Source organism: Fibrisoma limi BUZ 3 (assembly GCF_000296815.2).
Taxonomy (GTDB): Bacteria; Bacteroidota; Bacteroidia; order Cytophagales; family Spirosomataceae; genus Fibrisoma; species Fibrisoma limi.
In genome coordinates this window covers 244,742-256,797 of record NZ_CAIT01000007.1, presented here as the reverse complement: position 1 = coordinate 256,797, position 12,056 = coordinate 244,742, and the positions used below count along the sequence as shown (strand labels likewise).

Below are 12,056 nucleotides of genomic sequence, written 5' to 3'. Positions count from 1 at the left end.
CCGCATGAAACCATTGACAATTCGTTTAGCTACGCTTACGACCATTGTACTGACAGCAGCCTTGTTTCGCCTGCTGCCACACTGGCCGAATATGACACCTATAGCGGCACTGGCCCTGTTTGGCGCGGCAACGTTTGAGCGGAAATGGCTCGGGCTGGCTGCTCCCCTGGCAGCGATGGTCCTGAGCGATGCCCTGATTGGCTTTCATGGGGGAATGGGAGCAGTTTATGTCAGCTTTGGTCTGACGTGGTTGCTGGGGCTGTGGCTGCTTCAGAAACCAACGGCAGCGCGTATTGCCACCGCGTCCGTCGCTTCCTCCCTGCTGTTCTTTCTGATCACTAACTTCGCCGTATGGTACGGTAGTTCATTTTATCCCCAGACATGGGCAGGGCTGATGAGCTGCTACGTAGCCGGCCTTGCATTTTACGACGGAACGTCGTTTGCGTTAAATGGCCTGATGGGGGACCTGCTGTTCAGCGGTCTGCTCTTTGGTGGTTATTACCTGCTGCAACAGCGCTTTACGGTACTACGCGCGGCCCGCGTCTAAAAACGATATTTTTCAAAAGACAGAACGAGTCCCCGGTATGTAGCGGGGACTCGTTCTGTTTAGGGCCTTTGCTTAGTTGCGGTATTTCCGTGAAATTAAATCAGCCACCAGTCCGGTCCAGCCCGTCTGGTGCGACGCCCCTACGCCCCGGCCATTGTCGCCGTGGAAATATTCATAGAATAGAATATAATCCCGGAAATGTGGGTCACGCCATTTCGGATGGGCTCCGAACGTAGGCCGCAGGCCGTCCTCATTGGTCGTGAACAAGCCAATCAGGCGGTCGGTTAGCTCAATAGCCACTTCGTTTAAGGTGAGCATCTGGCCCGAGCCCACGGGGCACTCGACTGTAAAGCTGTCGCCGAAGTAGTGATAAAACCGCTGGAGGCTGATAATAAGCAGGTAGTTGACCGGCATCCAGATCGGGCCGCGCCAGTTGGAATTCCCCCCGAACATCCCGCTGTCGCTCTCGGCGGGGGTATAGGCGAGCTGGAACGTAGTGCCGTCGAGCCTGAACTCATAGGGATGCGCCTGGTACACCTTCGATACGGCTCGTATCCCGTGCAGACTCAGAAACTCGTGTTCGTCGAGAATGCGGGTCAGCAATGATTTTATACGGAAGCCACGTAGCAGACTCAACAACCGTTTTTCGCCGACACCCGGCTCAAAATACCGCGACACCTGCTGGTACAGTTCAGGGCGGTGCTGCTGAAACCAGCGCATCCGGTTGACGAACGATTCGCATTCATGCAGGAGGTCGTCGCTCAGGACTTCAACGGCACACAAAGGAATAAGGCCGACCATTGTCCGAACCCGCATTTTTTCGACGCGACCGTCGGAAAAACGTAGCTGGTCGTAGAAGAAACCGTCGGTTTCGTCCCATAAGCCGCTGCTGTTTTCGCCTAGCTGGGTCATCGCACCGGCGATGTAGAGGAAATGGTCGAAATATTTCGTTGCCAGATCGATATACACTGCATCATGACGGGCCAATTCCAGCGCAATACGCATCATGTTCAGAGCGTACATGGCCATCCAGCTCGTACCGTCGGCCTGCTCCAGGTGACTGCCATCAGGCAGAACGGTGTTGCGGTCAAAAACGCCGATGTTGTCCAGGCCCAGAAAACCACCTTCAAAAATGTTGTTGCCCAGTTCGTCTTTGCGGTTCACCCACCACGTAAAGTTTAGCATGAGCTTGTGGAAGATGGAGCGAAGGAAGGTCAGATCCGGGTCATGATCGGGGTGCTGTTTCTTTTCATCATGGTAGATACGCCAGGCTGCCCAGGCCTGCACCGGTGGATTCACGTCGTCGAACGACCACTCATAGGCCGGTAACTGGCCATTCGGGTGCATGTACCATTCGTTAGTAAGCAGCAGCAACTGCTGTTTGGCCAGTGCCGGATCAACCATCGCCAGTGTGACACAGTGAAACGCCCAGTCCCAGGCGGCATACCACGGGTATTCCCACTTATCAGGCATGGAAATAATATCCTCGTTGATCAGGTGCTCCCAGGTATGGTTGCGCCCCTGTAACCGTTGTCGGGGCGGGGGAGGGCCCGCCGGGTCGCCGTGAAGCCACTGCGTTACGTCGTAGTGATAATACTGCTTGTTCCACAGCATACCTCCCAGCGCCTGCCGCTGAACGAGTTTTTCATCCTGAGTAGCTTGCCGCGGGTGAATGCTCTCATAAAATGCGTTGGCGTCGGCTTTTCGCTGGGTAACAAGGGTGTCGAAATCGGCGAAAGGCTCAGTCAATACCGATTTGCTGAGCCGTATCCTGACCGTAGCTGACGTACTGGCCGCGATCGTCAGGGCGTAGTGAGCGGCTGCTTTGGTTCCGGTTCGGGCGGGATTGATGGTGTTTGCTCCGTGGAGCAGGTGTTCATTGATGCCATCTTTGGGGTACACGCCTGCGCGATTGGCTTGCCCCCAGAGTCGCTCGGAATTGCTTTCGTTATCACAGAACAGCCAGTTCGGAGCTCCATCGGTATAGACGATGTACTGGCCGAGGTCAGGATGGGTGGCCATGACTGAACCATCGGGGTGCCAGACCAGCGAAGGCTTATGAGCCGCCTGCGCCGGGTCCCAGGCCCAGGTGTTCCGGAACCAGACTGTCGGCAGCAGGTGCAGATCGGCAGAGTCTGGCCCCCGGTTATGGGCTGTTATTGTTAGCAAAATATCATGTGGGTTGACTTTCGCGTATTCAACAAATACGTCGAAGTAGCGGTCCTGATCGAAAATGCCGGTATCGAGTAGTTCGAACTCCGGGTCCTGCCGCGACCGTCGCCTGTTTTCGCTGACCAGCCAACCGTACGGAAACGCCTGTTGTGGATACTTATACAGCATCCGCTGATACGAGTGCGAGGGCGTTGCGTCGAGGTAGAAGTATAGTTCCTTTACGTCCTCGCCATGGTTACCCTCGCTGTTGGCCAATCCGAAAAATCGCTCCTTCAGAATAGGGTCCTGCCCGTTCCAGAGTGCTACGGCCAGACAGAGCCGTTGTCGATGGTCACAGAAGCCCGCGATGCCTTCTTCACCCCAACGGTAGGCGTAGCTGCGGGCTTTATCGTGCGTAACGTAATTCCAGGCATCGCCGTTGGGGCTGTAATCTTCGCGGACGGTACCCCATTGGCGGTCGGAGACATACGGTCCCCATTGCCGCCAGGCCGGATCGTGCAGGCGTTGATGTTCGGTGGTCATGACGGTGGTTTATGGTTTGTGGTTCGTAGGTTGTCGTCAAACCCGGCAGAGCAACTACAAACCACAAACCGAAAACTAAAAACCAAATCTATCCATTATCCGCGAAGTCCTCATACAGCGTCATGCCGCCGTCGACGAATAAGGTGGTGCCGATGACGTAATCACTGGCGTCGCTGGCCAGCCAGACGGCCGCGTTACCAATGTCATCAACCACGCCGACGCGGTCGTAAGGAATCAGGGTAAGCAGTTTGGCTTCGGCTTCGGGGGTATCCCAGGCTTCTTTGTTGATAGGTGTTTTGATCGCACCCGGGGCAATGCTGTTTACCCGGATTTTGTCTTTGGCAAACTCCTGGGCAATGCTCTGCATGAGGAGCTTGATGCCGCCTTTGCTGGCCGCGTAGTTAGCATGACCCGCCCAGGGAATCAGTTCATGGACGCTGCTCATGCAGATGATCTTGCCCAGGGCTTTCGACTTTTCGGGTTGTGGCCCCCGGCGCAGAAACTCCTTAATGGCCTCACGAGCGCACAGGAACTGGCCCGTCAGGTTGATGCTGATGACCTCGTTCCATTGCTCTAGGGTCATTTCTGTAAAAGGAGCATCGCGTTGCAGACCGGCGTTGTTGACCAGAATATCGACTGTACCGTAGCGGGTAATCACCTCTTTAAACATGTCGATGACCTGATCTTCCTGGCCAACGTCGCACTGGTAGATCATTCCGCTGCCACCCTGCGCTTCGATATCGGCCAGTACCTTCTCGGCCGATTCTTTTGACGATGGGCGGGAGTGATTAACAACGACTGTAGCGCCGGCTGCCGCCAACGCCCGTGATACGCCGGTACCGATGCCGCTGCTGCCACCCGTAACAATAGCAATCTGTCCTTGTAATACCTTGTCCATTCTTGCTTGGCTGTTTTTAAAAGTAAGCTGATTTAGATAGATTTGGTTTAAACGTTATCTTCTTCTACCTCATGTTCACTACCAAACGCGTTCCTTTTTCTATCGTTTTTCCCTTCGCCTGGCGGGCTGTGCTGGGTTTCATTATCTATTCGTCCATCATCTGTTCGCTGTATTCATTCGCTGGATGGGAAAATCTGGCCATTCCGTTCGTGCCGGTGGCCACCATCGGTACAGCCGTCGCGTTTTACGTCGGTTTTAAGAACAACTCATCCTATGACCGGCTCTGGGAGGCCCGGCGTATCTGGGGCAGCATCACCAACGCCAGCCGGTCGTGGGGCATTATGGTGCTGGACTATATCAGGAACTACGACACTGCCGATCCACTGCCCGCTGAGGGATTGCAACAAATTCACAAAAAGTTAATCTACCAGCACCTGGCCTATATTACGTCGGTTCGGGTCCAGCTCCGGCAGAAGCCCGTCTGGGAATTGCACCACGATCCAGCCCACGAGGCCATTGAACGGATAAAGGAATTTCGCCAGTGTAGTCTGGATAAAGAATTGAGCCGATTCCTATCGGTCGAAGAAGTGGAGGAGATCATAAAGCACCCGAACCCGGCCACGATGCTGCTACGTAAGCAGTCTGCCTGTCTGCGTGAGTTGCGCCAGAGCGGCTATTTATCAGAGTATTACCACGTAGATCTGGAGCGGATGCTGGTGGAGTTTTACAACCAGCAGGGCGCCTGCGAACGGATCAAAACGTTTCCGTTTCCACGGCAGTACGCGTTCTTCAGCTACCTGTTCGTCTGGCTGTTTATTTTCGTTCTGCCCTACGGCCTGCTGAGCGAAATGGCCAAGTTCAGCGGCTGGCACGTATGGCTGACCGTACCGTTCTTTACCATAATTGCGTGGGTGTTCAACACCATGGAAATCGTGGGCGATACCAGCGAGAATCCCTTCGAAAACAGCATCAACGACGTACCGATGACGGCCATCTGCCGGAATATCGAGATCGATCTGCGCGACATGCTGGGTGAGGCCGAACTGCCCAAGCGTGTGCAGGCCATTAACAATATTCTGATGTAATTCTATAACGGTTCCGTTCGTACTGCCGACCGGCTGCTGCGCTTTTTGTCCACCGACAGCAGGAAGGCTGGCAGTAGAATAAGGTTCGAGGCCATTCCCATCAGCAGCGTAATGGATACCAGGATACCCAGCGCAATTGTCCCCTGGAAGGTGGAGGCTGTGAAAATGGCGAAACCCGCGAACAGGATGATGGCTGTGTAGAACATGCTGACGCCGGTGTACTGGATGGTTGCGGCAACGGCCTGCGACAGACTCAGTCGGCTGTTCCGTAGTTCGTCGCGGTATTTAGTGACGAAATAGATGGTCCCGTCCGACGATAGGCCGAAGGCAATGCTGAAAATCAGGATGGTTGACGGTTTGAGGTGAATATCTGCAAAGCCCATGATGCCCGCCGTGACAACCAGCGGCAGCGCACTTGGCAGAATAGCAATCAGGCTCAGCCGGATGTCACGCAGGAGAATGACCAGAATAATGGATACCAGTACAATCGCCAGCACCGTGCTTTCGGCGAGGTTCTTCAGCAGATAATCGTTGCCGCGGGTAAACACAACGCTGTTGCCCGTGATCCGTACATCATATTGCTCGTCCGGCGCAACGCGCTGCCCGGTGGCCCGGTCGATGTTAAAGATGGAGTCGGCTTTTGGCTGGAGTTCGCTCAGAAGCTGATTGACACGTACCGTTCCGACATCGGCCATCTGGTAGCTGATGCGGGTGAATTGCCGGGTGCTGTCGAGGTAGCCCTTAAACCTGTTTTCGCTGCCTTTCAGCTTAGGCAGATACCCCGAAAGTTTTTGCAGTTCGAGGGCGGGCGGCAGCAGGTAGTAGCGCGGATCACCCCCCCGATACGACTGGTAAAAGAATTTCACGGCTTCGACCAGCGAGATCGGGCGGGTAAACTCCGGGTACTTCGAAAACTCCCGGTCTAGCAGCCGCATCTTCGTCAGAGTCTGGGGTGTCAGCACGCGCCCGGGGCGTTTGGTATCGATACTTACCTCAAACGGCATCACCCCCCGGAACCGGCTTTCGAAAAACTTCAGGTCGGTATAGATCGGGTCGTTTTTGGGGAGGTCGTCTACCACAAAACCAATGGCATTGATACGTAGCGCGCCGATGATGGCTATGACCGTGACAAGGCTGATGAACGTATAGATGGCTACCCGTCTTTGACTCACTAGGTGGTTAACCCAGTTCAGGAACGACGCTACGTACCGGCGGTCCATGTGGCTCCGTTTCTTCGGCGACGGTACCGGCAGGTAGCTGAAAATCGCCGGAATCAGGATGAGTGAGATGGCGTAGGTCGTCATGATACCCAGGGCAGCCACCAACCCGAATTCAAGCAGCAATGGGCTATTGGTAAAGTAGAAGACAAAAAAACCAATGCTGGTTGTAACGTTGGCAAAGAACGTTGTCTCGCCTACCTTCTCGATGGCAATGGCCAGCGCCTGCCGCTGATCGCGGCCTTTGTTCAGTTCTTCGTGGTAGCGGTTGAGCAGGAAAATGCAGTTCGGAATCCCGATCACAATGATCAGCGGGGGAATCAGGCCGGTCAGGATGGTGATTTCAAATCCCAGGAGCGAAATATAAGCCGACGACCAGACAACCCCCACACCGACAACCAGCGCAGCAGCCACCATGACCGTAACGGACCGGAAGAAAAACAGCAGAATCAGGGCCGTCACGACGAAGGCCAGCACCATAAACAAGGTCAGTTCATTGCTGACCTTAGCCGTAAATTCGGTACGGATATAGGGCATGCCCGACAGGTGGACATCCAGCCCGTGCTGAACCCCGAACGAATCGACCACGGCCTCAATCTGACGCACAACGTTGATCCGGTTGCGGGTGTTGACCTGGGTCGGATCGAACGTAACGGCCATCAGGTGCGCCCGTCCCGAACTATCGGATACGAAGCCCTCGTAGAACGGCAACCGGGCAATCTGGCTGCGGATGCTATCGACCTCAGCCTGGGTCGTGACGGGGCGCGGCACCAGGGGCATAAAGCGGAACGTACGAGAACTGTCGTCGCGGACGATGTTGTACAGGTTCGCGTTGGACACCACATCCCGGATGCTGCTGATCCGGCGAATTTTCTGGCTGAGGGCGTACCAGTCGTTGAAGAAGCTGAGCCGGTACATGCTGTCGGTTTCGACGCCGATGGCCAGTACGTTGCCATCCTGTCCGAATCGGGCCTTAAAGCTATCGTACAGTTTGAAATCGGGATCGGACTTGGGCAGGATCTTGGCGATTTCGTAAGACAACCGGACGCGGGAGGCCTGGTAGCCCATGAACGCCGTACCGGCCAGAATCAGGACAATGAGAGCGACTCTATTCTTGAGGATGAAAGCGGAAACGCGGTGCCAGAACATAAGCGAGTGGAATACAGGCCGCTGGAATGATTCAACACATACCTAACGCTTGAACGGCGGCCTTCAGCGCATTTGAGCCCGCAAGTTAGTCAAAAATTGGGGAGGGGCCGGGAAACTGGCGTATTTGTTTGGACGTCTACTTACATAGGAAACCAGCGAATCAAGTTTGTTGAATTCAATCTTCATTTAAAAACAAGCGTACACAGGAGTAAGATGGAAACCAGTGAAAAACATGTTTTGCATATGAATGAATATACGTTTCTTCCAAACGATTATATTGTAAAATTAACAAAAAATTGGATGAAATTTTGTGTGCGTTAACATTGGTGGCCGTTATGTAGAAAATTGTTTTGAGTTTGCAAACAAAACGTCGGTAAAGTCGCTTATATCGGTCAGGTAGTTATAGATGTATACGTAATTTTACCTTATAGCACCAATACTTAACGGTTATGATGAGTACAAAAGAGTTGATAACGGGGGCGCATAACCCCAAAAATGTCGCCTTTATCGGGGACTACCTGCCCCGCCAATGCGGCATTGCTACATTCACTGCTGACTTATACCAGTCATATAATCAGTTCATTCCAGATTCGCGGGCCATGGTCGTTTCGGTAAACGATACCGTCGAGGGCTACGACTATCCCAGTGAGGTTCGCTACGAATTGTATCAGCATGACCAGGAATCGTACCGAAAGGCTGCCGAGTTTCTGAACTCTAAAAATGTTGAGGTTGTGTGCCTGCAGCACGAATACGGTATCTATGGCGGACCAGCCGGTAGCTACATCCTGACGCTGCTGCGAAACCTGACCATGCCTATCGTAACCACGTTTCATACCATCCTCAATAATCCCAGTGAAGAACAACTACTCGTCTTAAAAAGTATAGCTGATCTGTCGTCGCGGGTGATCTGCATGTCGGAGAAGGGACGGAATTTCCTCATCAATATTTACGATGTTCCCGCCGAAAAGATTGATCTGGTACCGCACGGCATTCCGGATATGCCGTTTGTGGACCCGCATTTTTATAAGGATCGGTTCGGTATGGAGGGCAAGCAAACGCTGCTGACCTTCGGGCTGCTGTCGCCGAACAAGGGCATTGAAAACGTAATCCGGGCTTTGCCGCGTATTGTTGAGCAGTTCCCGAATGTGGTCTATATGGTCCTCGGTGCTACCCACCCAAACCTGATTCGTGAGCAGGGTGAGGTGTACCGCGAAAGCCTGAAACAACTCGCGGCCGACTGCGGGGTGCGGCAGCACGTGCAGTTTTATAACCAGTTTGTTGAACTGAACGACCTGCTTGAATACCTCGGTGCGGCTGATATCTACATTACGCCGTACCTGAATCCGGCCCAGATTACGTCCGGTACGTTATCCTACGCCTTTGGCTGCGGCAAAGCGGTTGTATCAACGCCATACTGGCATGCCGAAGAACTCCTGGCCGATGGTCGGGGTGTGCTGGTACCCTTTGGGGATTCGGAAGCGATTGCCGATGAAATCATCAAGTTGCTGAGCGATGAACCGACGCGCCACGCTATGCGGAAGAAAGGTTACCTGATGGGCCGCGAGATGATCTGGAGCCACGTGATCCAGCAGTATGCCGATTCGTTTGCCAAGGCGCGCAACGAACGTATGAGCACCATCAGTTCGCAGACAACCTTCACGATGGGTGGTACGGGGGCATTTAAACTCCCGGCCCTGCGGCTCGATCATCTGTTCCGTTTGACCGACTCGACCGGAATTGTGCAGCATGCGCGCTACCACCTGCCGTTCTACGACGAAGGCTATTGTACCGACGATAATGCCCGGGCCTTGATTCTGACCCAGATGTTGCAGGAAGCCGGGTTTGTAGACCGCAACCTGGCCCGCGTGGCCGATACGTACGAAGCTTTCCTGAACCACGCCTATTCACAGGATCATCGGCAGTTCCGTAACTTCATGAGCTACGACCGTCGCTGGCTCGAAGATGTTGGGTCCGACGATAGTACGGGCCGGACCGTCTGGGCACTGGGTACCTGCATTGGCCGCTCTTCCGAACGGAATACCGTAACCTGGGCGATGGGGCTGCTCGAGAACGTACTACCCCGCGTGGTAGAAATGACCTCGCCCCGTGCCTGGGCGTTTGCTCTGTTGGGTATTCATGAATACCAGAAAAAATTCAACAACGACCGACTGGCCAAGACTATCCAGCAGCAGTTACTCGAGAAACTGGCCTCCATTTACGACCAGACCGCTACTGAAGACTGGCCGTGGTTCGAAAACGTACTGTCGTACGATAACGCCGTGCTGGCTCACGCACTACTGCGGTCTGACGACCAGCGGCTGCTCAACATCGGTTTGAACGCCCTGCAATGGCTGCTTAAACTGCAAACCGCCGAGCGGGGCCATTTTCAGCCCATCGGTTCCAATGGTTTCTATGTGAAAGGTCAGCCCCGGGCTTACTTCGATCAGCAGCCCCTGGAAGCGCAAAGTACCATGTCGGCCTGCCTGGCGGCCTACGAAGTGACCGGTCAGGAAGAGTGGTACCGCAGAGCCATCAATGTATTCAAGTGGTTTACGGGGCTGAATGATCTGAACCTGCCCCTTTATGATCAGCAGACAGGTGGTTGCCGCGACGGACTGCACATCGACCGGGTTAACCAGAACCAGGGGGCCGAATCGACGCTGTCCTATCTGCTGGCGCTGACCGAACTGTACAGCATGCAAAAGCAGCGTACGGAAACCAAGTCGGTCAAAGCGGCAATTTCGTCACTGATCAATGAATAGTTTTAGATAAAGTTCAGCGTTCAAGGGCAGATCGCTATCCAATATCATTTAACTTTAGACGTTGAACGTAATAACGAAACAGACGCAGACGACAAGATTACCGCCGGTAAACATCTTGTTGTCTGCGTCTGTTTCGTTCTAAATGTCGATCACGTAAGACTGTACGAAAACTAATGAGTGTAAAAGCGACCCGGACCGGAATTGTGCTCCGGCCTGATCCAACCCGCGTGTTGTTCCGCCCGTTCGAACTGGGCAGCAATACCCGAGTCCTGAAAATCATCGCACGCGTCAACGCCCTGAGCGAACCTGAGGTGGAGCAGAAATTGGGGGAGGTGATTCGTGAATTCGGTAGCCGCCATTATAAACTGGAACGCTTCTTCCTGAAGCGTTTCGACCAATTGAAACCCCATTTGCTGACCGACGAGCCGCAGAGTCTGGAACGGAAACTGTTGCTGGGGGCCTACTTCACGATGGAGTATTCACTGGAATCGGCTGCGCTCTTCAACCCCTCGATGGTGTGGCACCCCGACCAGACCAACGTACCCCCGGGCTATAAACGGTTTGTGCTGAGTCTGCGGGCTACGGGTGAGGGCCACATTTCGTCGATCTCGTTCCGGATGGGCTATATCGATGAGGAGGGAAAAATCATCCTGCGTAAGCCATCGCGCTACGTAACATCGCCGGAGATCGTACCCAACCACCAATTCAACCGGGCGCAGTTTGAACGCAAGCTGTATGAACTCCACCTGTCCAATAGCATCTCCGAGAAGATGCTGGCCGGACTGGGGGAGGAGTTCACCCTGCCCGAACTGGAAACGCAGGTCAAGCGCATTACGTCGCAGTTCCGCTACAATGCCGAGTACGAAACCATCGCCAGCGGGCTGCTGGGACTGGCCCGGGCCAACTACGAAGTACATTTCGATGAAGACCAGAGCCTGGACGAAAAGTGCATTTTCCCCACGTCGCCGAATGAAACGAATGGTATTGAAGATGCCCGCTTTGTCCAGTTCACCGACGACAACGGTGAGGTAACCTACTACGCTACCTATACGGCGTATAATGGTCGCGTTACGTTTCCGCAACTGCTCGAAACCAAAGATTTTACCCACTTCAACATCAATACGCTGAATGGGGCCGAAGTGTCGAACAAGGGCATGGCGCTCTTTCCCCGCAAGATCAACGGCAAGTACGCTATGATTTCGCGGCAGGACGGCGAAAACATCTACCTGATGTATTCCGACGACCTGTATTTCTGGCAGACCAAAGAACTGATCCTGAAACCCACCTACAACTGGGAGTTTGTGCAGTTGGGTAACTGCGGGTCGCCCATCGAAACGGAAGCCGGCTGGCTGGTGCTGAGCCACGGCGTAGGGCCGATGCGGAAATATGCCATTGGGGCGTTCCTACTGGATTTGAACGACCCTAGTAAGGTGATTGGGCGAACGAAGGAGCCAATTCTTAGCCCCGATGAGAACGAACGGGAGGGCTACGTACCGAACGTCGTGTATAGTTGTGGAGGGCTGATCAGCGGTAAGGAACTCATCATTCCGTATGCTATGTCGGACTACGCCAGTAGTTTCGCCACCGTAAACATCGATGAACTACTTAACGAATTAACGGCGGGCAAACCACAAACGGTGGGGTCTGTTACGTCGCAGGAAGTAGCCTGAATACGGTAAAATTTAAGCGAACGGGATACTCATA

The 12,056-nt window shown here is 53.9% G+C and carries 7 protein-coding genes; 4 read left to right on the top strand and 3 right to left on the bottom strand.

The genetic code is table 11. The features are described from left to right. The first annotated feature begins 4 nt into the window (after window positions 1–4). Window positions 5–547: a DUF6580 family putative transport protein gene (locus BN8_RS17315; RefSeq protein WP_009283212.1), complete on the top strand. Its 543-nt coding sequence runs from the start codon at window positions 5–7 to the stop codon at window positions 545–547. A 72-nt stretch (window positions 548–619) separates the two neighbouring features. Here the strand turns inward: BN8_RS17315 and BN8_RS17310 are convergent, their stop codons facing one another. Both BN8_RS17310 and BN8_RS17305 read right to left on the bottom strand, forming a co-directional pair. Beyond that, complete coding sequence (locus BN8_RS17310; protein ID WP_009283211.1) at window positions 620–3,241, bottom strand: MGH1-like glycoside hydrolase domain-containing protein; 2,622 nt, start codon at window positions 3,239–3,241, stop codon at window positions 620–622. Window positions 3,242–3,329: 88 nt separating this feature from the next. After that, window positions 3,330–4,139 (bottom strand): glucose 1-dehydrogenase, encoded by an 810-nt coding sequence (locus tag BN8_RS17305; RefSeq protein ID WP_009283210.1) that lies wholly within the window; start codon window positions 4,137–4,139, stop codon window positions 3,330–3,332. A 71-nt stretch (window positions 4,140–4,210) separates the two neighbouring features. On the opposite strand from BN8_RS17305, the gene BN8_RS17300 reads away from it, so the two are divergent. Continuing rightward, complete coding sequence (locus tag BN8_RS17300; protein ID WP_009283209.1) at window positions 4,211–5,224, top strand: bestrophin family protein; 1,014 nt, start codon at window positions 4,211–4,213, stop codon at window positions 5,222–5,224. A 2-nt stretch (window positions 5,225–5,226) separates the two neighbouring features. Here BN8_RS17300 and BN8_RS17295 read toward each other — a convergent pair whose 3' ends face one another. Then, window positions 5,227–7,590 carry an efflux RND transporter permease subunit gene (locus BN8_RS17295; RefSeq protein ID WP_009283208.1) on the bottom strand — a complete coding sequence of 788 codons (2,364 nt, stop codon included), beginning with the start codon at window positions 7,588–7,590 and terminating at the stop codon, window positions 5,227–5,229. Between the two features lie 449 nt (window positions 7,591–8,039). Between BN8_RS17295 and BN8_RS17290 the strand changes: the two genes are divergently transcribed. Together BN8_RS17290 and BN8_RS17285 are read left to right on the top strand one after the other, a co-directional pair. Next, entirely contained in the window at window positions 8,040–10,352 is a 2,313-nt protein-coding gene (locus tag BN8_RS17290) for a glycosyltransferase family 4 protein (protein WP_009283207.1), read from the top strand. Window positions 10,353–10,525: 173 nt separating this feature from the next. Next, window positions 10,526–12,022, top strand: coding sequence for a glycoside hydrolase family 130 protein (locus BN8_RS17285; RefSeq protein ID WP_009283206.1), 1,497 nt, complete (start codon window positions 10,526–10,528; stop codon window positions 12,020–12,022). Window positions 12,023–12,056 lie beyond the last annotated feature (34 nt).

Bases quoted from the DNA above. Each gene is read 5' to 3' on its own strand.
- BN8_RS17315 (WP_009283212.1), top strand. From the start codon at position 5: ATGAAACCATTGACAATTCGTTTAGCTACGCTTACGACCATTGTACTG.
- BN8_RS17310 (WP_009283211.1), bottom strand. From the start codon at position 3,241: ATGACCACCGAACATCAACGCCTGCACGATCCGGCCTGGCGGCAATGG.
- BN8_RS17305 (WP_009283210.1), bottom strand. From the start codon at position 4,139: ATGGACAAGGTATTACAAGGACAGATTGCTATTGTTACGGGTGGCAGC.
- BN8_RS17300 (WP_009283209.1), top strand. From the start codon at position 4,211: ATGTTCACTACCAAACGCGTTCCTTTTTCTATCGTTTTTCCCTTCGCC.
- BN8_RS17295 (WP_009283208.1), bottom strand. From the start codon at position 7,590: ATGTTCTGGCACCGCGTTTCCGCTTTCATCCTCAAGAATAGAGTCGCT.
- BN8_RS17290 (WP_009283207.1), top strand. From the start codon at position 8,040: ATGATGAGTACAAAAGAGTTGATAACGGGGGCGCATAACCCCAAAAAT.
- BN8_RS17285 (WP_009283206.1), top strand. From the start codon at position 10,526: ATGAGTGTAAAAGCGACCCGGACCGGAATTGTGCTCCGGCCTGATCCA.